Annotated in this window: 18 protein-coding genes; 1 reads left to right on the top strand and 17 read right to left on the bottom strand. The window is 66.8% G+C overall.

Translation table 11 applies throughout. The features are described 5' to 3' along the window. On the top strand, positions 1–194 hold a 194-nt coding region (locus tag V7Q39_RS01175), incomplete at its 5' end, for a hypothetical protein (protein WP_333814385.1). A gap of 337 nt (positions 195–531) precedes the next feature. Here V7Q39_RS01175 and V7Q39_RS01170 read toward each other — a convergent pair. From V7Q39_RS01170 to V7Q39_RS01090, 17 genes are all read right to left on the bottom strand, one after another. Then, positions 532–2076 (bottom strand): trimethylamine methyltransferase family protein, encoded by a 1545-nt coding sequence (locus V7Q39_RS01170; RefSeq protein ID WP_333814384.1) that lies wholly within the window; start codon positions 2074–2076, stop codon positions 532–534. A 67-nt stretch (positions 2077–2143) separates the two neighbouring features. Then, positions 2144–2668, bottom strand: a complete 525-nt coding sequence (locus V7Q39_RS01165) for a hypothetical protein (RefSeq protein WP_333814383.1) — start codon at positions 2666–2668, stop codon at positions 2144–2146. Further along, positions 2661–5504 (bottom strand): 2Fe-2S iron-sulfur cluster-binding protein, encoded by a 2844-nt coding sequence (locus V7Q39_RS01160; RefSeq protein ID WP_333814382.1) that lies wholly within the window; start codon positions 5502–5504, stop codon positions 2661–2663. Before V7Q39_RS01160 ends, V7Q39_RS01165 begins: the two co-directional genes overlap by 8 nt. Further along, on the bottom strand, positions 5501–5767 hold the full coding sequence (locus V7Q39_RS01155) for a sarcosine oxidase subunit delta (protein WP_333814381.1): 267 nt from the start codon (positions 5765–5767) through the stop codon (positions 5501–5503). The genes V7Q39_RS01160 and V7Q39_RS01155 overlap by 4 nt, the downstream gene beginning before the upstream one ends. A 7-nt stretch (positions 5768–5774) precedes the next feature. Next, positions 5775–7028: a sarcosine oxidase subunit beta family protein gene (locus V7Q39_RS01150; protein ID WP_333814379.1), complete on the bottom strand. Its 1254-nt coding sequence runs from the start codon at positions 7026–7028 to the stop codon at positions 5775–5777. Between the two features lie 65 nt (positions 7029–7093). Further along, entirely contained in the window at positions 7094–9505 is a 2412-nt protein-coding gene (locus V7Q39_RS01145) for a GcvT family protein (protein ID WP_333814378.1), read from the bottom strand. A 91-nt stretch (positions 9506–9596) separates the two neighbouring features. Beyond that, a complete protein-coding gene (locus V7Q39_RS01140; protein ID WP_333814376.1) occupies positions 9597–10277 on the bottom strand; it encodes a TetR/AcrR family transcriptional regulator in 681 nt (226 codons plus the stop codon). Between the two features lie 102 nt (positions 10278–10379). After that, on the bottom strand, positions 10380–11975 hold the full coding sequence (locus V7Q39_RS01135) for an ABC transporter ATP-binding protein (RefSeq protein WP_333814374.1): 1596 nt from the start codon (positions 11973–11975) through the stop codon (positions 10380–10382). A 1-nt stretch (position 11976) separates the two neighbouring features. Then, positions 11977–12810, bottom strand: coding sequence for an ABC transporter permease (locus tag V7Q39_RS01130; protein WP_333814372.1), 834 nt, complete (start codon positions 12808–12810; stop codon positions 11977–11979). Between the two features lie 4 nt (positions 12811–12814). Next, entirely contained in the window at positions 12815–13768 is a 954-nt protein-coding gene (locus V7Q39_RS01125) for an ABC transporter permease (protein ID WP_333814370.1), read from the bottom strand. 37 nt (positions 13769–13805) lie between these two features. Continuing rightward, positions 13806–15377 carry an ABC transporter substrate-binding protein gene (locus tag V7Q39_RS01120; RefSeq protein ID WP_333814368.1) on the bottom strand — a complete coding sequence of 524 codons (1572 nt, stop codon included), beginning with the start codon at positions 15375–15377 and terminating at the stop codon, positions 13806–13808. A gap of 613 nt (positions 15378–15990) precedes the next feature. Beyond that, the gene (locus V7Q39_RS01115; protein ID WP_333814366.1) at positions 15991–17364 is read right to left on the bottom strand and encodes a dipeptidase; all 1374 of its coding nucleotides are present in this window, start codon (positions 17362–17364) and stop codon (positions 15991–15993) included. A gap of 12 nt (positions 17365–17376) precedes the next feature. Further along, positions 17377–19407: a CocE/NonD family hydrolase gene (locus V7Q39_RS01110; RefSeq protein ID WP_333814364.1), complete on the bottom strand. Its 2031-nt coding sequence runs from the start codon at positions 19405–19407 to the stop codon at positions 17377–17379. A 2-nt stretch (positions 19408–19409) separates the two neighbouring features. Further along, entirely contained in the window at positions 19410–20405 is a 996-nt protein-coding gene (locus V7Q39_RS01105) for an ABC transporter ATP-binding protein (RefSeq protein WP_333814362.1), read from the bottom strand. Then, a complete protein-coding gene (locus tag V7Q39_RS01100) occupies positions 20402–21382 on the bottom strand; it encodes an ABC transporter ATP-binding protein (RefSeq protein ID WP_333814360.1) in 981 nt (326 codons plus the stop codon). The genes V7Q39_RS01105 and V7Q39_RS01100 overlap by 4 nt, the downstream gene beginning before the upstream one ends. 1 nt (position 21383) lies before the next feature. Continuing rightward, positions 21384–22205 (bottom strand): ABC transporter permease, encoded by an 822-nt coding sequence (locus V7Q39_RS01095; RefSeq protein WP_333814359.1) that lies wholly within the window; start codon positions 22203–22205, stop codon positions 21384–21386. Positions 22206–22248: 43 nt separating this feature from the next. After that, positions 22249–23196, bottom strand: coding sequence for an ABC transporter permease (locus V7Q39_RS01090; RefSeq protein WP_333814358.1), 948 nt, complete (start codon positions 23194–23196; stop codon positions 22249–22251). Positions 23197–23235 lie beyond the last annotated feature (39 nt).

Below are 23235 nucleotides of genomic sequence, written 5' to 3'. Positions count from 1 at the left end.
AGGCTCATAACCTGAAGGCCGCAGGTTCAAATCCTGCCCCCGCAACCAGATCATACAACAAAAACCCCGCCAAACCAACAGATTGGCGGGGTTTTGTTTTGCTCAAGCCACATCCATATCAACAAAATCAACAACTTGCACACGCAGTTCCAAATCAGGTGTCGCGCAACCCCGCAACCAGCTGCGAAGCGTAGCAGGGCGCAGGATCGGCTGAAAAAGGCGGATTCGGGCGGGGTTAGTGCGGGTCTTGCTGCCTGAGGAGGACGACGGAGGGCTTTCATCGCCGAATGCTGTCAAAAGCGCTGGCTCCCAATGCCGGTATCTCGATGCCCAAAGCCGCCCTCTACACCCAGACGAGGAGACAGGCCGCATGCCTCGTTCAAGCGCGTTTGTGGGCAAGAATCCCGGCTGCGGTCGCAGGAGTAAGCAAATCTTCGAACTTGCCGTAGAACCGGGCGGCCTTGCGGTCAGTTGGCCGAGAACATGGGGCGGCGTTTCTCCGCAAAGAAGGTCATTCTGCCTCCTCCACCGTCAATCCATCGTTGGTGCGCCGCCCGCAGCAGTTCCGGCCTCGATCAGTGGCAGGATGCGCTCGACGCGTTCTGATGTGCCCTCGGGGGGCCGGAAGTCCTGCAGGATGGCCTTCCAGACATCGGTCGCCCGCATGTCGGAGGTCCGGGCGCCCGCCTCCGTCCATGTGCCGAAATTGTTCAGATCGGCGACGATGGGGGCATAGAAGGCCTGCTGGTAGCGCTCCATCGTGTGCTGGGTCTGGAAGAAATGCCCGCCCGGCTGCACCTCGGCAATGGCGTCATAGCCGATCTCGGCGGCCGATCCTGACGGCCTGGTGCAAAGCTCGGCAAACATCTGCAAGCTTTCGACGTCGTTGATGAATTTCTCATAGCCGAAGGTCAGGCCGCCCTCCAGCCAGCCGGCGGTGTGGACGATCAGCGTGCCATGCGCCAGCGACGCACCCCAAAGCCCCATGGTCGTCTCCAGCGCGGCCTGCATGTCGGGCGTGTTGGAGGCCGCACCTGATGCCGTGCGCCACGGCAGACCGATATACCGCGCCAGCTGACCTCCGCCGATCTGCATCTTCAGATGCTCGGGCGTGCCATAGGCGGGCGCGCCGCTTTTCATGTAGACGTTGGACGAGAACCCGCCATAGCTGACCGGCGCCCCGGCCTTGGCGATCTGGGTCAGCGTGATCCCGGCCAGCGCCTCGGCATGTTGCAGCGTCAGCGCGCCCGCCGGAGTGATCGGCGCCATGGCACCGGCAAGGCAGAAGGGCGTCACGATGCACATCTGCCCGGCGCGGGCGAAGTCGATCAGCCCCTTGGCCATCGGATTGTCCAGCAGCCGGGGCGAGTTGGTGTTGATCACCGTGCTGACCCAGACATCCCGGGCGAATTCCTCATCCGACAGCGCCAGCGCGGTCTGGATCATCTCGAACCCCTGCGCCACCTGCCCGGGGCCGCGCGAGTACAGGAACAGCGGCTTGTCAGCGTATTCAAGCTGCGCCTTGATCGTCGCGTAATGGCGCAGATGCACCGGCACATCCTGCGGCTCGGTCTGCGGGCCAAGCATGTGGATCACGTCGTAGTGCTGGCACAGCTTCAGTGTCTCGACGAAATCGGCCAGCGACCCGGGGCGGCGGCCGCGTTCGCGGTCATTCACGTTCGGGCAGCCGACCCCTGCCATGAAGATCATCGATCCTTGTGCATAGTCCTGGTCGCGCTTGGGCGAGGGGCCGCGCAGCCGCCAGGCTTTCGGTGCGCCAGCAAGCGCGGCCGTCACGATATCGCGGCCGATAAAGACCATGTCGTCGTCAATCCGCGCGCCGGCTGCGGCGAAAAGCTGGCGGGCTTCGGGCAGCAGGACCCGCATCCCAAGCTCTTCCAGCACCCGCAGGGCCGTGTCGTGGATCGCCGCCACCTCATCGTCGGAGAACATGGTCTGCGCCGGAAAGGGGTGGCGCAACTGACGGTAGTTGGGCGCCCGCACCACCTTGGGGGTCGCGTCACGGTTGCGGCGGCGGGTCCGGCTTTCGCGGGCGGTCTGTCCTTCGGTTTCCATGGTCGTCGGCCCTCCCCGGCCTGTGGCGCTTGCGTGATCCGGCGCCCCGCTGCCGGGGCGCGGATGGTCATCCAATTGCGGCGGTCGGCGTCCGGAACAGGTCTGACGCGGCGCACCAGTCCATCAGATAGGGGATGAGGCCGCGGTCCAGATGCAGGCGCAGGACGCCATCGTGGCGGTACAGGACCGAGGTGACGCCCGCGAACATCAGTGCCGCCGAGGCGGAGGGCTGGCGCGGGTCGACGGCGGTTCCGCGCGCGACCAGCGCCATCGCATTCTCCCCGGCGATCTCCACCATCGCCAGCGCGCCGGTCATCGGCGTCAGCGCCGCGCCGTCGACCCATCCGCCCGCGGCGGGATCGAGGTCGATCCCCACCGCCAGCATCCGGTTCCGCGCCAGCCGCAGTGCGTAGCGCGGTCCTGTCACCTGGGCCAGCAGGTCGACAGGCGGGGGCAGGCCGTTGGCGGCGGCAAAGCCGTCGAGGTTGCCGCTGACCATGATCTGCGGCACGGGCGGCAACAGCCGGACGGAGATGTCTTCGCCCGCCAGCGCCTCGGGCGGGGTGGTCCAGAAATCGGAGCGGTCAAGCATTCAGCCGGTCTCCCTTCGGGTCGAAGGCGCAGGGCGCGGTGATGCGGGCACGGCGGCGCTTGCCCAGATGGTGCAGTTCGATCACTTCGCCGTGCCGGCTGGCGCCGCGTTCGATCAGCGCCAGCGCCACCGGGCCGTCATGGCCGGCGCCGGGACAGGAGGAGGTGACATAGCCGATGGAGCGCGGCGCATTCCCGGTAAGATCCAGCCCATGCGCCCCCACCGGCAGCAGGCCGCCGCTGTCCTCCGGCTGCAGGCCGACAAGTTGGTTGCGGTCGGGCCGCTGCGCCTCTTCCTGCAAGAGCGACCGCTTTCCGATGAACTCCGCCTTCTTCGACCTCAGCGGGCCGGAAAGGCCGAGGTCCATCGGCCGGGTCATGCCGTCGCTGTCCTTGCCGATCACGATATACCCCTTCTCGGCGCGCAGGATCATCACTGCCTCGATGCCGATCGGACCGCCGCCGAGGGTGCGCGCCGCGCCATCCAGCGCATCCCAGAGGCCGGGCGCCAGATCCTGCCGGACCGACAGCTCGTAGGAACGGTCGCCGGTGAAGCTGACCCGGGTCAGCCGCAGCGGCGTGTCGCCGTGGCAGCCCGGGCGGGTGGTCATATGCGGGAAGGCCGCGTCGTCCAGATCGGCGGTGATCCCGGCCGCCCTGATCACCGCGCGGGCCTGCGGGCCGGTGACAGTGATCGTGGCGGTCTCGGCGGTGGCGTTGTGGATGAAGATGCGCTTGGCCGGGAAGCGGTCCTGCCGCCATTCCTCCAGCATCGCATGGACGCCCGCCGCATGGGACGAAGAGCAGGAGACGACGAAGCGATGCTCGTCCAGCCGCACCAGCACCCCGTCGTCATAGACCACGGCGCTTTCCGACAGGATGAAGCCGTAGCGGCACCCGCCCGGTTTCAGGGTGGAGACGGTGTTGTAATAGATGAAGTCGAGGAACTCCGCCGCATCTGGCCCGATCACCTCGATCTTGCCAAGCGGCGAGGCGTCGAACAGCCCCACCGTGGCGCGGGCCATCTTCGCCTCGGCAAGGATCGCGGCATCGTTCTGTCCGTAGTGGATCGGCCGCAGCCAGCCGCCGTATTCCCCCAGGGCCGCGCCGAGCGCGCGGTGCCGGCCTTCCAGCGCCAGGCGACGCACGGGGTTCATCCGCTCACCGCCGCGCAGGCCGGCGAGGCTGGTGTAGGGAACGGGGGTGAAGGGCGGGCGGTAGGTGGTGGTGCCGACCTCGGGGATCTCGCGGCCGGTCAGCCGCGCCATCAGTGCCAGCCCGTTCAGGTTCGAGGTCTTGCCCTGGTCGGTCGCCATGCCGAGCGTGGTGTAGCGTTTCAGATGCTCGACCGAGAGGAAGTTCTCGCGCGCGGCAAGTTCCACGTCCTTCGCCGTCACATCGTGCTGATAGTCGATCCAGATCCGGCCCTTGCAGCCCGGCTCGGGCCAGGCGGGGGTGATGTCATAGCTCGACGGCACGGCCGACGGCGCGCCTTCCAGCCCGAGCGCGGCGGGCAGGGCGGCGAAGGCTTCGTGCAGGGTGAACTGCCCCGCCGCGCCGCCGATCACCGTCAGCCCCGGCACCGGATCGCCGGGCAGGAAGGCCAGCCGCGTTTCATCCCAGGCCAGCCTGCCCTTCGCCTGCGCGTAAAGGTGGATGGTGGGGGTGAAGCCGCCCGAGACCAGCAGGCAGTCGCAGGTGATCTCGGTCCCGTCGTCCAGCACCACGCCATGCACCGCCTTGCGGCCGAGCGCACTGTCGATGCTGCGCCCGGCATGGCAGGCGATGCCGGGCAGGGGCGTGGCATCGGGGCGGCGGTCGATCAGAGTGACGCGGGCACCTGCCGCGGCCATGGCCTGCGCGACCTCGGCCCCGGTGGAATTGTTTGCGGCGATCACGATATTCGCGCCCGGCAGCACCGCCTGGCGGCGAAGGTAGGACAGCCCGGCCTGGGCCGACATGATCCCGGGCAGGTCGTTCATCGAAAACGGCAACGGCCGCTCGATCGCGCCAGCGGCCAGTACGATCCACTCCGGCCTGACCCGCCACAAAGTATCGGCCCGTCCGTCCTCATGCCGCTGGTTCAGCGCGACGAGGCCGTGATCGTAAAGCCCGAAAGCAGTGGTGCGCGGCAGGATCGTGACACCCAACCCGGCCAGTTGCGCCAGTGTTTCGGCCAGCCAGTCCGCGCCGGGCTTTCCGTCGATCTCGGCCTGACGATACAGCAGGCTGCCGCCCGGGCGGCTGCCGTCGTCGGCCAGCACGACCGATTTCCCCGCGCCCGCCAGCATCCGCGCCGCGGCGAGGCCGACCGGCCCGGCCCCGATCACCAGCGCATCGCAGAAATGGTTGACCTGATCGCCCACCGGCCCGGTCTTCCCCGGATCCACCCGGCCAAGCCCCGCCATGGCGCGGATCTGCGGCTCGAACAGGTGCCAGTCGGGGAACATGAAGGTCTTGTAGTAAAAGCCCGAGGGGATGAAGCGCGAGAACAGGTCGATGAAGCCGGTCCGGTCGCGCTCCGCATCCGGCGCGGTGCTGGCCGAGCGCAGCACCAGCCCGTCGCGCGCGGGCTCGGTGGTGACGCGCTGGTTCGGGCGGAAGGCGGCGCCCTCGGTCACATCGGCGCAGATGTTCGGCTCTTCCACGCCCGCGCCGAACAGCCCGCGCGGGCGGCGGTATTTGAAGCTGCGCCCCAGCACCTGCCGGCCCGAGGCCAAGAGCGCCGAGGCCAGCGTATCGCCTGCGAAGCCCTCGACCACCTTGCCGTCGAAGGTGAAGCGCAGCGGGCGCGCGCGGTCGATCTCTCCGCCCGAGGGCAGGCGACGGGCGGTCATGGCTGACCCTCCGTCAGCGTCTCGCCCGGCGCGGCCGCCATGGTGACGGTGTCGCGCGTCATGCTGAACATCTCGCCGCAGGTCAGGTGCATCCAGACCTCGCGGGCCGTGCCTTTCGGGTTGTTGCGGAAGTAAAGATAGTCGGCCCATTCCCGGTCCGGCACTGCCTCGAAGCCCTCGGGGCGGTGGTTGCCCAGATCGCCGCCGAAGTGGAATTCGTATTCCGGGCGGGATCCGCAGAAGGGGCAGGAGAAGATCTGCATGTCTACCTCAATGCGCGATGCCGGAGCCCGCGGCCTCGTCGATAAGACGTCCGCGGGCGAAACGGTCGAGGTCGAAGGGGCGCGAGATGTCGTGGTGCTGCCCGGTGGCCAGCAGATGCGCCAGCAGCGTGCCGCCCGCCGGGATCGCCTTGAACCCGCCGGTGCCCCAGCCGCAGTTCAGGAACAGCCCCGGTAAGGGGCTTTCCCCGATGATGGGCGAGCTGTCGGGCACCACGTCGACGATCCCCGCCCATTGCCGCATCAGCTTCAACTGGCGGAAGGACGGGAACATCTCCAAAAGGCCCGAGATCACCGTCTCCAGCACCGGCAGGTTACCGCGCTGGCCGTAGGAGGGGATGCGGTCCAGCCCGCCGCCCACCACCATCTCTCCCTTGTCGGACTGGCTGGCATAGGTGCCGGCGCCGGGGGCCAGCACCACGGTGTCGAGGATCGGCTTCACCGGCTCGGACACGCAGGCCTGGAGCGCGTAAGAGGTGATCGGCAGCCGGAACCCGGCCTTCGCCGCCATCTGCCCGGAATGGCCGGCGACGGCGAGGCCGACCCGATCCGCCCGGATTTCCCCGCGCGAAGTCTTCACCCCGCGGCAGCGCCCACCCTCCACGATGAACTCCTGCACCTCGCATTGCTGGAGGATGTCGACGCCGAGGGCAGAGGCCGCGCGGGCATAGCCCCAGGCCACCGCATCGTGCCGCGCGGTGCCCGACCGGCCCTGCCAGACCCCGCCGAGGGCGGGATAGCGCGCCTTCGGGCCGAAGTTGTAGATCGGCACCACCCGCCGCACGTCCTCCGGTCCGAACAACTCGGCATCGGTGCCGTTGATCTGCATGGCGTTGACCACCCGGGCCGCCATTTCCATCTCAGCCGGGGTGTGAGCAAGCGAGATCATGCCGCGCTGCGACAGCATGATGTTGTAGTTGAGCTCGCGCGACAGCCCCTCGTAAAGCTTCAGCGCCATGTCGTAGAGCCGCACGCTTTCGGGGAAGAAATAGTTCGAGCGCACCACCGTGGTGTTGCGCCCGGTGTTGCCGCCGCCGAGCCAGCCCTTTTCGATCACCGCGACATTGGTGATGCCATGGGTCTTGGCCAGATAATAGGCGGTCGCCAGACCATGCCCGCCGCCGCCGACGATCACCACGTCATAGCGCGGCTTCGGCTGGGGCGAGGTCCAGGCCGGGACCCAGCCCTTCTGGCCACGGAGCCCCTCCTTCACCAGCGAGAGGGCGGAATAGTGCTTGGTCATGGCGCGGTTTCCGGCTGGTGGTCCTGCGCCCCGCCCGGTCGGGGCGGGGCCGGGAAAGGCGGCGCTCAGGAGCGGAACGCCGTCCCCATCGGATCGTGCGGCGAAGGCGGGATGACGGTCGCCGCCACTTCCTGCCCGACGATATGGGTGGAGAGCCGCGTGCCCGGCGCGGCCACGGCGCGGTCGACCATCGCCATGGCGAGGCTTTTGCCCACGGTATGGCCGTAGCCGCCCGAGGTGACGAAGCCGACGAGGGCGCCGTCCTGCCAGACCGGTTCATAGCCCGAGGCATCGGCATCGGTCGCCGCGACCTCCAGCGTCACCAGGACCTTCGCCGAGGGTTTGTCCCGCTCTGCCAGCGCCGCCACGCGGCCGGTGAAATCGCCCTTGTCCCAGGCGATGAAGCGGTCCATCCCGGTTTCGCCCGGGGTATAGCCTTGGGTGAACTCGCGCGACCAGATGCCGAAGCTCTTCTCCAGCCGCAGCGACAGCACCGCGTTGAAGCCGATCTCGCGCAGGCCGAGGTCTTTCCCCGCGTCCAGCAGCAGCCGGCGCAGGGCGGCATGTTCCAGCGCACCGCAGTTGATCTCGTAGCCGAGTTCGCCTGTCACCGACATCCGTGCCACCCCGGCCCGGATCAGGCCGAGGTCGAGCGTCCGGCACCCCATGAAGGGCAGGGCGGCGCTGGACAGGTCCTGATGGGTCAGCTTCTGCAGGATATGCCGAGCGTTCGGCCCGACCACCGCGAAGCCGCCGATGGCGTCAGAGATGTCGCGCACCGTCACGCCCTTGGCCGCGTGGTCCTCGAACCAGCGCATGTGCCATTGCCGCAGGTAGTAGGAGCCCATGATCCAGAACGTGCCGTCGCCCCAGTTCAGGATCGTCAGGTCGCCCTTCAGCTTGCCGGTCTCGCCCAGCATCGGCGCAAGGCCGGCACGGCCCGGTTTCGGCAGCTTGCAGGCGAAGGTCCGGTCCAGCCAGGCGGCGGCTTCCGACCCGCTGACCTCGTAGCGCGAGAAGGCGGTGATATCCAGAAGCCCGGCGGTTTCGCGCGCGGCCCGGCACTCCGCCCCGATCAGGTCGAAGGCGTTCGAGCGTTTCAGCGACGGCTCCTCGATGAACCCCTCCGGCGCGAAATAGAGCGGCTGTTCCAGCCCCCAGCCCGCGCCCCAGCGGCAGCCCGCCGCCGTCATCCCCTCATAGGCGCCCGGCGCCTTCAGCACCCGGCCGGCCGGCAGCTGTTCGTTCGGATAGGACATCACGAAGCGGCGCGAATAGAACTGGCCGGTGGTCTGGCGGATATATTCGCGGTTCGAGGCGAAGTCGCCGTAGCGGGCGATGTCCATGCCGTAGATGTCGGCCTGCGGCTCGCCCCCGATCATCCATTCGGCCAGCGACTTGCCGACGCCGCCGCCCTGCAGGAAGCCCGCCATTACCCCACAGGCCACCCAGTAGTTGCGCAGGCCCCGCACCGGGCCCACCAGCGGGTTGCCGTCGGGCGAGAAGGTGAAGGCGCCGTTCACCCAGCGCTTGATCCCGGCCGTGTTCAGGCAGGGGAAGCGGCGGAAGCCCAGGGAAAGCTCTTCCTCGATGCGGCTAAGGTCTTCCTGGATCAGCTCGATGCCGAAGTCCCAGGGCGCGCCTTCCATGTGCCAATGCTTGAAGTCGCGCTCATATATGCCCATCAGCAGGCCCTTCTGTTCCTGCCGCGTGTAGGTGAAGCCTTCCAGATCGACGATCAGCGGGATTTCCCCCTGCATCTCGACCAGTTCGGGGATGGCCTCGGTCACCAGGTAATGGTGCTCCATCGGCGAGACCGGCAGGTCGATCCCGGCCATCCGGCCGACCTGTTTCGCCCAGAGGCCGCCGGCATTCACCACATGCTCGGCCAGGATCATGCCCTTGTCGGTGATCACTTCCCAGGCTCCGTCGGGACGCTGCCGCAGGTCCTCGACCTTCGTATGCTCCAGGATGTCTGCGCCACGGTTCTTCGCCGCGCGGGCATAGGCATGGACCACGGCCGAAGGGTCGATATGGCCCTCGCGGTCGCTCCACATGCCGCCGATGATGCCCTCCGTCGAGAGGATGGGGCAGCGGCGCTTGATCTCTTCCGGGCCGATCAGCTCGACGTCGTTGATACCGAGCGACTGGAAGGTGCGGTAGGAGGATTGCAGCCATTCCCAGCGGGCCGGAGCCGAGGCGATCGAGATGCCGCCGGTCATGTGCATGCCGATGTTGATCCCGGATTCCTCGCCCACCTCGGTCAGCAGGTCGATGGTATAGGCCTGCAGCGCGGCGATGTTCGGATCGGCATTCAGGGCGTGGAAGCCGCCGGCCGCATGCCAGCTGGACCCGGCGGTCAGCACGTCGCGCTCGATGATCGCCACATCGGTCCAGCCGGATTTCGCCAGGTGATAGGCGACGGAGGCCCCGACGACACCGCCCCCGATGATCGCAACGCGATATTGATTCTTCATGGGTCCCTCCCGTTTGCGGCAGGCTGCCATGGAGGTACACATATGTCTAGTGCCTGCACGCCGCGGCGAAACCGGGCCCGCAGGGGCGGGGCTACCTGCCGCGGCGGGGGCGGAAGTAGGTCTCGTCCAGCTTCTCGAAGAACTCGCGGCACAGGTCCTCGTCGGGGACGAGGCCGGTGAAGATATGCAGATAGGCTGGCCCGTGCGAGAAGCGGACCTCGGGGTCCTCGAACTCATCCAGCGTGTGATGGCCGATCTGGGTGTAGTAGATCACCCGGGCGCGGATCAGCGCCTCGCGCTCGGCATAGCCGTGGCGCAGGAACATCCTGCGCAGGGCGTCGATGCGCAACTGGTCTGCCTCCAGCACGACGCGCCGCACTTCGGCCGAGCGGCGTGCCCAGAGCCTGACCGCGATGTCGAGCGCCGGGTCGAACAGCGTCTCGTCGATCCAGCATTCGAAGACGTTGACGACAGCGCGGATGATGTCCGGGGCAGGGCGCATGGCCCGTTCGATGATCGGGCTGGTGTTCTTCTTCAGCCAGTCCTCCAGCATGGCCTTGTGCAGCGCCTCGCTGCTTTCGAAATGCCAGTAGAAACTGGAGCGCGCCACATCCAGCCGCCTGGCCATGATCTGGATCTTCACCCGGTCGATGCCGTCCTCGACCAGCGTCTTCAGGGCGAGGTCGAGCCAGTCCTGCCGGGTCAGCCGGTCGGACCGTTCCTGCTCGGACGCCGGTTCCGCGGGCCTGTTGGCGGTGTCCTGTTCCGGCATTGTCCGATCCCCGTTCGTTATGATTGCGCCGACAATAGGCGGCGTGCCGCCCGACATGCAAACCCGAAGGGATGCAGGGAAGCCGTACTCATATGTACGATCTCAGGCCATGACCTCTTCCAGCCAGCCCTTGCGCATCTCGGGCACCGAGACCAGCAGTCGGCGGGTATAGGGGTGCATCGGCTCGGCGAAGACTTCGGCAGTCGGACCGAGGGCGATGGTTTCCCCCTTCAGCAGGACCAGTGTGTTGTGGGCGATGCGGCGGACGATTCCCAGGTCGTGGGTGATGAAGAGGTAAGAGAGGCCAAGGTCGCCCTGCAGCCGCATCAGCAGCTTGAGGATGTCGTCGGCGATCAACTGGTCCAGCGCCGAGGTCGGCTCGTCGCAGATGATGATCTCCGGCTCGGCCGCCAGCGCCCGGGCGATGGCGACACGCTGCTTCTGCCCGCCGGACAGTTGCGGCGGGAAACGGTCGGCGAAATCCGCGGGCAGGCCCACGAGGTCCAGCAGGTCCGCGATCCGGCGCTGCAAGACCGCGCCGCTGGCGCCGCTGTACAGCGCAAGCGGGCGGCCGATGATCTTGGCCAGCCGGTGCTGCGGGTTCAGCGACATGTCGGGCAACTGGTGGACCAGCTGGATGCGGCGCAGCACGTCGGCATCGCGCTGGCGGTAGCCGGGGGCCAGCGGCCTGCCGTCCAGCCGCAGTTCGCCCGCCATCTGCGGCAGGAGGCCGGTCACCACCTTGGCCAGCGTAGACTTGCCCGAGCCGGATTCGCCCACCACCGCGAGCGTCTCGCCGCGATGCAGGCGGAACGAGACCTGCGACAGGACCTTGCCGCCGCCGTAGCCAGCATCGACGCCGACTGCCTCCAGCACTGGCGGGCCGGGGTCGCGAGGCAGGGCGGACATCAGCGGCCGGCTGTGGTCACGCTCGGCCACCAGCGCCGCGGTATAGGGCTGCTCCGGCGTCCCAAGGATTTGCTCCGCGTCCCCGAGTTCGACCATCTTCCCGCCGCGCAGCACCATAATGCGGTCGGCCACCTGGGCCACCACGGCCAGATCATGGGTGATATAGAGCGCGGCGGTGTGCAGATCGCGGATGATCTGTTTGATCAGCGCCAGCACCTCCAGCTGCGTCGTCACGTCCAGCGCGGTGGTCGGCTCGTCGAAGACCAGGATATCTGGCCGGCCGATCACCGCCATCGCCGCCATGGCGCGCTGCAACTGCCCGCCCGAAACCTCATGCGGATATTTGCGGGCCAGTTTCGCGGGCTCGGGCAGGCCAAGCTTTCCCAGCAGTTCGATGGCACGGGCCTCGGCCTCGGCCCGGGTCATCTGGCGGTGGCGCAGCGGGCTTTCGCAGATCTGGTCGATCAGCCGCATCGCCGGGTTGAAGGACGCAGCGGCACTTTGCGCGACATAGGCGATGCGCATGCCGCGATAGCCCTGCCGCCCCTCGGGCCCGATGCCGCGCAGATCGGTGCCATCGATGCGGATCTCGCCGCCCGCGATCCGGCAGCCGGCGCGGGCATAGCCCATGGCGGCCAGCGCGATGGTCGACTTGCCGGCGCCGCTTTCGCCGATCAGCCCCAGAACCTCGCCCCGCCGCAGTTCCAGCGAAACGTCATCGACCAGCACCTGGCCGCTCAGCGCCTCGATGCGCAGGTTGCGGATTTCCAGGATGTTTCCGTCGCTCATCTCACAGCTCCGCCGAGGCGCCGGAGGGTTTCACGTTGCGCGACAGCAGCCAGTCCACCACCAGGTTGACCGCCACCGTGACCAGCGCGATGGCCAGCGCCGGCCAGATCGGCGCGAGGATGCCGAAGGCGATGGCCTGGCCGTTCTCGCGCACCATGCCGCCCCAGTCCGCCTGCGGCGGCTGCACCCCGAGGCCGAGGAAGCTGAGGCTGGCGACATAGAGGAAGTTGAAGCAGAACCGCAGCCCGAATTCCGAAATCAGCGGCGGCATGGCATTGGGCAGGATCTCGTGGAACATGATCCAGGGCATTCTTTCGCCGCGCAGCCGCGCCACGTCGAGGAAGTCGCGCGCCGCAACATCCACCGCCACCGCCCGCGCCACCAGGAAGACCCGGGTGGAATCGAGGAAGGCGATGGTCAGGATCAGGGTCGGGATCGAGGAGCCGAGCGCGGTCAGCACGATCAGCGCCATGATTAGCACCGGCACCGACAGGAACATGTCCACCACCCGCGACATCAGGTTGTCGAGCCATTGCCCGCCGACCGAGGCGAAGATCCCCGCCGAGACGCCAAGAGTGAAGGACAGCACCGTCGTCACCAGCGCGATGCCGATGGTGGTCTGCGCCCCCGCGATGATGCGGGACAGGATGTCGCGGCCGATGTTGTCGGTGCCCAGCCAGAACTCGGCCGAGGGGCCGGTCCAGGTCTTGCCCACCGTGGCATCGGGCGGATAGGGCGTGATCCAGGGGCCGAAGATCGCCAGCAGGATGAACAGCGCCATCACTGCGGCGCCGAACAGCGCGGTCAGCGGGACCCTCGTGCCGAACAACGCCATGCCATCACCCTCCGGTCCGGCGGCGCAGACGCGGGTTGACCAACACGGCCAGCACGTCCGAGATCAGGTTCAGCCCGATGAAGGCCAGCGCGAAGAACACGCCGCAGGCCTGCACCACCGGAATGTCGCGCTTGCCCACCGCATCGACCATATACTGGCCGAGGCCGGGATAGACGAAGACCACCTCGATCACCACGATGCCGACCACCAGATAGGCCAGGTTCATCGCCACCACCGCGATGATGGGCGCCGCGGCATTCGGCAGCGCATGGCGGGTGATCACCGCGGCGCGGGGCACACCCTTCAGGAAGGCCATCTCGATATAGGGCTGCGACATCACCGACAGGATAGAGGTCCGCGTCATCCGCATCATGTGGGCGGTGACGAGGCACGACAGCGCCATCACCGGCAGCACCATCGCCCGCAGCGCCTCGAGGAAGGTCATCTCGGGGAAGATGGTGGAAAGGTTGGGCAGCAGGTTCAGCTTCACCGAGAACACCAGGATCAGCAGGTAGGCGGTGAAGAATTCGGGGAAGGAGATCGCGGTCAGCGCCGCCATCGCCAGCGCCCGGTCGAGGAAACTGCCCTCGCGCGCGGCCGACAGCACCCCCAGCCCGATCGCCAGCGGCACCGAGACCAGCGCGGTCAGCCCGGCCAGCCGCAGGGTGCTCCACAGCCGCGGCCAGATCGTGTCGTTGATGCTGGCCTGCGTGGTCAGCGACTGGCCCAGATCGCCGTGCAGCAGGCCCCAGATCCACTTGCCGTAGCGCAGGACCAGCGGATCGTCGAGGCCGAGCTGCGCGCGGAACCGCGCCACGGTCTCCGGCGTGGCGCCGCGGCCGAGGATCTCGGTCGCGGCATCGCCGGGCAGCATGTTGGTGGCAACGAAGACCAGGACGGTGACGCAGAACAGCGTCACCAGTCCCAGCAGGAGACGGGTTGCGACATAGCGTTTCATGGCCCGGCTGCTGCCCCCAATGGCTGCCCCCGCCCGCTTACGCGAACCAGGCCTTCTCGGCGACCCTCAGGTCGTCGAAGCCGAAGCGCGGGTGCTTGTTCACGCCCATGACGTTCTTGCCGTAGCCGTCCAGCGTGTCGTTGATGGCGAAGAGGACATGGCCCGCCTCGTCGGACACCATCTGCTGGCAAGTGGCATAGATCTCCTTGCGCTTGCCCTGGTCCAGTTCCACCCGCGCCTCGGTCAGCAGCTTGTCGAAGGCCTCGTTCTTCCAGTTGCTGTCGTTCATCGGCGAGGTCGAGGAATAGCAGACCGTCAGGTTCTCGTCCGCCGTCATCCGCGACGCCCAGATCACCCCGCAGAACGGATCGACCCGCCACACGTTGCTCCAGTAGCCGTCCGCCGGAACCTTGTTCAGCTCCAGCTTGATGCCTGCCGGGTCCAGCGACTGCTGGAAGATCTGGGCGCAATCGGGCATCGTCACCCAGGCGCCCTCCGAGACGGTCAGGCGGAACTCGCTGCCGGTCAGCCCGGCTTCCTTCAGGTGCCAGGCGGCCTTGTCCGGATCGTAGGGGCGCTGCGGCAGCTCGGCGTTGAAGAAGGGGCTGTTGGGGTTGATGGTGTGGTCGTTGCCCAGGGTGGCATAGCCGTTCAGCACATTGTCGATGATCTTCTGCCGGTCGATGCCGTATTTCAGCGCCAGAACCGCGTTCTGGTTGGTGTAGGGATCGTCCGAGACCCGGGCGCAGAACACATAGCGCAGCCCGGTGCCCTCGCCGCGCACCACGTTCAGGTTGGGCGCCTGCGCCAGGAAATCGACCGTCCGTGGGTCCAGCCGGTTGGCGCCGTCGATCTGGCCCGATTGCAGCGCCGAGGTGCGGGCGACCGCGTCGGGGATATAGAGCACCTCCACCCGGTCGAAGTTGCCGCGGCCCGGCTTCCAGTAGTCCCCACGCGCGGTGAAGACGGCACGCACGCCCGGCTCGAAGCTTTCCAGCACATAGGCGCCGGTACCGATCGGTTTGGTCCAGTCAGTATGACCCTCGGGCACCACTAGCAGGTGATAATCGCCCAGAAGCGCCACGAAATCGGCATTGCCCTCGTTGAGGGTGATCGCGATCTGGCTGTCGGACAGTTTCGTGATTTCGGTGATCGGTTCCAGATTGCCCTTCAGCTGCGAGACCGACTCGCCGCGGTGCAGGTTGATCGAATAGATCACGTCCTCGACCGTCAGCGTCTTGCCGTTCGAGAAGGCGATGCCCTGGCGGATTTTGAAAACCCATTTCACCGCGCCGGGTTCGATCTCCCAGCTTTCGAACAGCTCCGGCTGCGGCAGCCCCTCGGCGTCGAATTCGATCAGGCCGTTCATGATGCAGTAGCAGAGCGCGATCGGCAGCTCATCCGACAGCGTCATCGGGTTGAAGCTGTCGGTGCTGGTGCCGCCCTCCATCCCCAGCCGCAGGGTCCCGCCCTTCTTCGGCGTGTCGGCATGGGCCGCGCGCGGCAGCCACAGCCCGCCGGCCGTCACCGTCGCGGTGGCCGCCGCCGTCCCGAGAAAGCTGCGGCGGGACAGATGGCCGCGGCGGGCGTCGGTCTTTGCGTCGTTCATCTCTTGCTCTCCTGTTGGTCCGGCGACGTTGGTCGCGCCTGTCGAAGTACATAAATGTACCTTCATTGTTTTGCCAAGATTCTTCTTGCAAGCAAGGAAGGGTTGGCATCAGCGGCAGAAATGCTCAATTTGTACTGAGTAATCCGTCTGTTGCCGGGCAGAGCGTCATCAAAGAAAGGTACATATATGTTCGTTGGTGCGTGCTATCGGATTGATCCGGCACGCAATTTTCACCTTGGCGGAATGTGTCGTTCGCCTTTCCAATCCCTGCAGTCTGATGCTGTCAGGGCGGGCCACGGCTCGGGACCGCGCTGCACTTCTTTGCTGTGTCGGTGAATGCTGGTTGCCAGTGATTCGCGCCTGACCTGGTGTCGCGGGCCAGGTTCGACACGGGCTACGAATGGCACTTCGTCCACGAGACAACAGGGCGCAACGCTAGCTGCCAAGCGACCTTGCAGGTCGCGCGAAAGCTAGCGAAGACCGCGCTTTTCAGCCGCTGGTTGCGGGGCGGCGTCGGCCTGGCCTGCCCCCATAAGGTGATCTCGCTTCGATCCGCACATGTTTCTACCGTCGCGGAGCCCTGTCCGACCTTCGTTTGGCCGGTCTTCCTTGATCAACCTCCTGCGCCCAGCTTCTCCAACAGCCGGACATAGGCCGTCTGGCCCTTGCGATAGACCGCAAGACGGAAGAATTCGTCCGGTGCATGCAGGTTCTCGTCATCATGGCTGAAACCGAACATCACGGCGTGGACCCCCAGCACATCCAGCAGCGTGGTCAGCACGGGGATCGAGCCGCCAAGCCGGGTGCGGTAGGGTTCGCGGCCATAGACCTCGGCCAGGACTTCGCGCGCCACGGCAGCGGCGTTATGGCCCGCGGGCATCTGGAACGGGTCGGCCCGGCCGGGATTGCGCTCGACCCGGGCGGTGACGCCGGGCGGGGTGTGACGCGCAACATGTGCGGCGATCAGGTCGAACACCCGTTCGGGAACCTGCGCGGCTACCAGACGGCAGGTGATCTTGGCCCGCGCTTCGGCCGGAAGCACGGTCTTCGACCCCGCCCCCTGCCAGCCCGAAGTCAGCCCGTTCACATCCAGCGTGGGCCGCGCCCACAGCCGTTCGCGCGTGATATAGCCCGGTTCTCCCCAGACCGCGGGCGCCCCGGTCTCGGCCAGATAATCGGCCTCGTCATAGGGAATCCGGGCGATCTGGGCGCGTATCTCATCAGACAGCGGCAGCACATCGTCGTAAAATCCGTCGATGGTGACCAGCCCGTCCAGCGCCCGCATCGAGGCAAGGATCTGGGTCAGCGCCAGCGCGGGGTTGGCGATGCCGCCACCGTGCAGGCCCGAATGCTGGTCCGATCTTGGCCCGTTCACCACCACCTCAAGCGAGACCATGCCCTTCAGCGCGTCCACGATCTGCGGCTGGTCAGGCGCCCATTGCAGCCCATCGGCGGAAAAGATCATGTCAGCCTTCAGAAGATCCGCCTCGGCCGCCACGAACTCCGGCAGATCGGGCGAGCCGATCTCTTCCTGCCCTTCGAAGAAGAACTTCACATTGACCGGCAGCTTGCCCTTGGTGCGCATCAGCGCCTCGACCGCAAGGATCGGCGTCATCATGCCGCCCTTGTCGTCCGAAGCCCCGCGCCCCCAGATGCAGCCATCGCGGATCTCCGGCTCGAACGGCGCCGAGGTCCAAAGATCGAAAGGCTCGGCCGGCTGGACATCGAAATGGCCGTAGATCATCACCGTGGGCTTGTCGGCCCCGGCATGCAGCCAGTCGGCATAGACAACAGGATGCCCGGCCGTCGGCATCACGCGGGCATTCTCCATCCCCGCCGCCGTCACCCGCGCCGCCACCCATTCGGCAGCGCGCAGGACATCGGGAATGTTCTCGGGCTTGGCCGAGACCGAAGGGATGCGGATCAGGTCCAGCAACTCCTGCACATAGCGGGGCTGTTCCTGGTCAAGCCAGCTTTCGGGGGTCATTCTTGCCACCTTTCAGTTCAGATCGCGCGGGAAGTCGCGGGTGCGGCTTTCCTGTTTGACCACCTCGTCGCCGTCCCGGGCGGTGATCTCTGTCTCCATCCGCCAGGCATCGCGCAGGGCGCGCACCGTGCATTTGACCGAAAGCGTCACCTTCCAGCCAGTATCGCGGGCAAAGACCTTGTCCCAGGTGCAGACCGCGACGGCCGAGTTCGGATCGTCGGGGTGGACCGAGAAGGTTTCGGTCGATTTCTGGGTCTGGATCATGCCGGTATGCGGATGACGGAACGTGCCGGCATCGGCAACCTGCGCGTAAGTGGTGATGCCGGTGACCGCATCGGCGGTGACCGAGCGGGCAAAGGGTGCGCCGGGAACCAGCACTTCCACCTCCATTGGCTTGGCGCTTTCGGCGCGGGGAAAGGCCGGAAGGGCGGCATCCCCTGCCTGCGGCGCCCTTTGCTGCAGGATCAGGCGGCTTTCGCCGGTGAAGACGGTGAAGGTCACCTTCTCGGGCGAAGGGAAGACGATCGGGAAGTAGCCTGTCGCGATCCCCAGCCGCAGCCGGGCGCCTTTCGGCACCTTCTGCCCAAGGCAGCGCAGCTTCAGGCGGATGGTCTCGGCCACGCCCGGCTGCATCGGTGACAGATCCAGATGGTCATGGCGGTGCGTCAGGTTCAGCACACCATAGCTGATCCGGGTTGCGGCGCCATCGGGCAGCACCAGCGACAGCGTGGCCACCAGCGTGGCCACCGGCTTGTCGGCGGCCAGCCTGATCTCAAGCTCGGGGAAGCCGAGAAGGTCGATCTCCGCCTCCAGCGGGGCGCTGTCGAAGACCAGTTGTCCGCCCATCTCGCCGCGCTGATCCAGCGGCATGGTCGGCACCACGCCGTAGGGGCACCACATCCCGGCGGCCATGCCATGCGTCTGCGGCGAGGAGATGGTCAGCTCGGCCGCCTCGCCCGTGCCGAAGGACAGCCGCCCCGGCGCCAGCGACAGCGCGGTCTGGGTGACATTGGGCGTGGGCCATGCGGGTTCGGCCACCCATTGCCCCGGCATCTCGGCATATTCGGCGGCGGGCGGCAGCGGATCGGTGATCCATGCGCGCAGCTGCGGCTCATCAACGATGCCGGTGTCGATCCCCTTCAGATACTGGTCCCACCAGCGCAGCGCTTCCTGCAGGAAACCGATGCGGGGCCCTGGCAGCGCGAAATGCGGATACTTGTGCGCCCAGGGGCCGATCAGCCCCTTCTTGGGCCCCGGCAGCTTGTCCAGAAGGCGGAAGACGGCATTGGTATAGCCATCGACCCAGCCCCCCACCGCATAGACCGCCGCCTCGATCTGGGAATAATCCTCGCAGACCGAGCCGTGTTTGTAGAAGTCGTCGCGGCGCTGATGGGTGAACCAGTCCTCCATCCAGATGCCGTTGCCGTTCAGCCGGCCCTCCCACATGCCGCGCCAGGCATCGCCGACCAGTGCCGGATCGGGCGGGGTCATGGCGATGGCCCATGCGGTGGTGCCCCAATGCATGTTGTCGATCATCTGGGCGCCGCCAAGGTAATGCACGTCATCGGCATAGCGGTCGTCGGTCGAACACAGCGTGATCACCGCCTTCAGCGCCGGGGGCCTGCGTGCGGCGACCTGCAAACCGTTGAACCCGCCCCAGCTGATCCCGATCATGCCCACCTTGCCCGAACACCAGGGCTGCTCGGCCAGCCAGGCGATCACAGCGACGGCGTCGTCCTGCTCCTGCTGAAGATATTCCCCCTCGCACAGGCCTTCGCTGTCGCCAGATCCGCGCATGTCCACGCGAACGCCGGCATAGCCGTGGCCGGCGAAATAGGGATGGGTCAGGGCGTCACGCTCGACCGTTCCGTCGCGCTTGCGATAGGGCAGGAATTCCAGAATGGCGGGAACGGGATCGGTCCCGGCATCCTCGGGCAGCCAGATCCGCGCGGCCAGACGGGTGCCGTCCGGCATCGGGATCCAGGTGTTCTCGATCTCGCGCACCTTGCGGGGGAAATCGGTGATGACGGTGATCTCGTTCATTTTCAGGTCTCCATTCCGGCCGGTGCCGGGACATTCAACGGATGGTGGCAGGTCAGCACATCGCTGCCGATCTGCCGGGCATCAGGGGCAAGCACCGCGCAATCGGCTTGCGCAAAGGGGCAGCGGGTGTGGAACTCGCAGCCCTTGGGACGGGCAAGAACCGAAGGCACTTCGGGCGGCAGCTTGATCCGGTCATGCACCCGGTCGGGGTCCGGCTCGGGGTTGGCGGACAGCAGGGCGGCGGTATAGGGGTGGTGCGGCAGGGTGAAGATGGCTTCGGTCTGCCCGTGTTCGACAAAGCGGCCCAGATACATCACCGCCGTGCGGTCGGCGATCTGGCGCACCACATGCAGGTTGTGGGTGATGATCAGCATCGACAGGCCCAGCCGGTCGCGCAGATCGTTCATCAGGTTCAGCACTTCGCCCTGAACCGAGACGTCGAGACCGGCCGTCGGCTCATCCGCGATCACCAGTTCAGGGTCCAGAGCGATGGCGCGGGCAACGCCCACCCGCCGTGCCTGCCCGCCCGACAGCTGATGCGGATAGCGGCTGGCGAAATCGGCAGGCAGACCGACCAGCGCCAGAAGCCGCCGCACCTCGGCATCCAGATCGCGGTTCGACATGCCGTGGATGCGGAAGGGTTCAGCCAGCAGCGCGCGGATGTCGAGGCGCGGCGACAGCGACCCGACCGGATCCTGGAACATCATCGGCATCCGCCGCCGCACATCCTTCAACGCGGCGCGGCCGAGGGTTGAAATTTCCTGCCCGTCGAAACGGATCGAGCCCGAGGCCACCCTTTGCAGCCCGTTCAGCGCCCGCGCCAGCGTGGTCTTGCCGGACCCGGATTCTCCGACCAGCGCGAAGGTCTCGCCCCGGCCGATATCGAAGCTGACGCCCGCCACGCCTTCGATCCGGGTTGCCGCGCCGCGCAGCCGGGCCATGAGGCCGCCGACGGGAAACTCCACCCGCAGGTCGGAGACGGAGAGAAGCGCGCTCATTCCGCAGCCTCTTTCGCGAACCAGCAGCGGGCAACGTGCCCGGGTGCCAGTTCCACATCCGGCGGGGTGGTGGTGCATTCCGGGCCGGCCTTGGCGCACCGGTCGCGGAAGATGCAGCCCGCGGAGCGGTTTTTCAGATCGGGCAAAGTGCCGGGAATGGTGGGCAGATGCTTCACCCGTTCATGCAGCCGCGCGGGATCGCATTCCAGCAGCGCCTGCGTATAGGGATGCCGCGCACCCTTGAAGATCTGCCGGACCGAGCCGCGCTCGACCACCTCGCCGGCATACATCACGATCATCTCGTCGCAGAGTTCGGCGATGACCCCCAGATGGTGCGAGATGAACAGCACCGCGCAACCGATCTCGCGCTGAAGATCCTTCATCAGCTCGATCGTCGCCACCTCAAGCGTGGCATCCAGCGCGGTCGTCGGCTCATCCGCGATCAGCAGCGCCGGGCGCATCATCAGAGCCATGGCGATGGCGACACGCTGCTTCATGCCCCCCGAGAACTCATGCGGGTATTGCGTCAGGCGCTTTTCGGGGTCGGGGATGCGGACCTGCCGCAGCATCGCGACCGACCGCGCGTCCTTCTCCCTGCGGCTGAGGTTTGAACGATACTGGATGTCGCGCATCTGCCGGCCGACCGACAGCACCGGGTTCAGCGCGCCCATCGGATCCTGGAACACGGTCGAGATGCGCTCGCCGCGCAGTGCCCGCATCTCGCGCGCGCCAAGCCGCGTCAGATCCTCCTTGCCCTCCAGCCGGATCACGCCACCGGTCACCGAACCATTGTCGGCCAGCAGACCAAGGATGGAGTTGATCAGCGTGGACTTGCCGCAACCGGATTCGCCGACGATGCCAGTGATCCGGCCCTGCGGGACAGTGAAGGATACGTCCTTCAGCGCCTGCAAGGTGCCGGCCTCGGTTGCGAAGCTGACGGAAAGGCCATCGATCTGCAGCGTGGGTGCCCCGCCCATCTCAGCGCCCCTTCAGCCTTGGATCGAAGACATCGCGCAAGGTCTCGCCCAGGAAGGTAAAGCCAAGCGTGGTCAGGATGATCGGCGCCCCGCCCGCGATGACGATCCATGATGAGTCGCGGATATTGGCGAAACCGTCGTTCAGGATGGTGCCCCACGACGGCGTGGGCGGACGGACGCCAAGGCCAAGGAAGGAAAGCCCGGCCTCGATCCCCACCACCACCGGCACATCCATCGAGGCCAGGATCAGGATCGGCCCGATAATATTCGGCAGGATATGCACGCGCAGGATGCGCGCGGTGCTGGCCCCCATGGATTTCGCGGCCGTCACATGCTCGGCCGTTTTCATCGCAAGGGTCTGGGTGCGGATGATCCGGGCATAGCCGGGGACCGACACCATGACGACCACCATCACCACCGACACCAGCGACGGGCCAAGCAGCGTCACGATGGTCAGCGCCAGCATGATGACGGGGAAGCTTTTCAACGCATCGAAGACCAGCAGCAACAGCCCGTCCAGCCAGCGCGGACCGTAGCCCGCCACAAGCCCGAGGATGATGCCAAGCAGCAACGAGACCAGCGTGGATCCAAGCGCCACCATCAGCGCGATCCGCCCGCCGTAAAGCACGCGTGACAGCAGGTCCCGGCCAAGGTGGTCGGTGCCCAGAAGATGCGTCAGGCTTGGCCCCTGAAAGCGGTCCTGCGGCATGATCCTTGTCGGGTCATGCGTGGCCAGCACCCCCGCAAAGATCGCCGCGAACAGGATCAGCAGCACCAGCGCCAGGCCGAAGGCGCCCATCGGCTCGCGCAGGATGCGTCGCATCGATTGCGCGCCGGGCCATTGGCTCCGCCTTGCGCGGGCCGGTTCAGTTGAAGCTTGCTCTGACACGGGGATCCAGAAGGCCGATCACCAGATCGGCCAGAACATTGACGAAGACGAAGAAGGTGGTGGTCACAAGGACCGCCCCGGTGACGACGGGATAGTTTCGGGTCGAAATCGCCTCGTACACCAGCTTGCCGATGCCGGGGCGGGCAAAGACGATCTCGGCAAAGACAGACGACGACAGCATATGCCCGATCCCCACACCCAGCAGGGTGACGGTGGGCAGGATGGCGATGCGCAGGGCATAGGTGTAGACGATCCAGCGCTCCGGCAGGCCGAAGGCGCGGGCGGTGCGGATATGCCCGGCCTCAAGCGTTTCCAGCATCGAGGCGCGGACCATCCGGGCGATATAGCCGACCCAGCCCAGCCCCACCGCCAGCGAGGGCAGGATCAGGTGCTTCAACTGGCTGGCAATGCTGCCCGGCTCTCCGGCGCCGATGGCGGGCAGCCATTGCAGCCGTACTGCAAAGATCAACAGCGCATAGATCGCGATGACGAAAGACGGCACAGCGATGACGGCTACGGACAGGACGCCGATCACCCGGTCGACAAAGCCGCCACGCCGGACGGCGGCGATGCAGCCCAACGGCACGCCAAGCGCCACCGACCACAGGATGCCGCAGAACACCAGTGCCAGGGTGAAGGGCAGCTGCTCCATCACCACGGTCAGCACCGGACGGCCCGACAGCGCCTCTTCCCCCAGATCGCCACGCAAGGTCGAGCCGACGAAATTGACGAACTGCCGCCAGACCGGCTGGTCCAGCCCCATCCGCTCGCGCAAATGCGCAATCATCTCGGGCGTCGCCTTGGGGCCAAGGGCCACCGAGGCGGGATCGCCCGGGATCAGGTAGATCATCGAGAAGAGGATCGCCATCGCCACAAGGATGATGGCGACCCCCAGCCCGAGCCTGCGCGCGGTGTAGGTCAGCATGGAACTCCGCCCGGCTTGCCTTTGGCTTCAGACCGGCGC

Source organism: Tabrizicola sp., assembly GCF_036781545.1.
Taxonomy (GTDB): domain Bacteria; phylum Pseudomonadota; class Alphaproteobacteria; order Rhodobacterales; family Rhodobacteraceae; genus Tabrizicola.
Note: the sequence above shows the minus strand (reverse complement) of the source record. Positions and strands in the feature narration are given on the sequence as shown.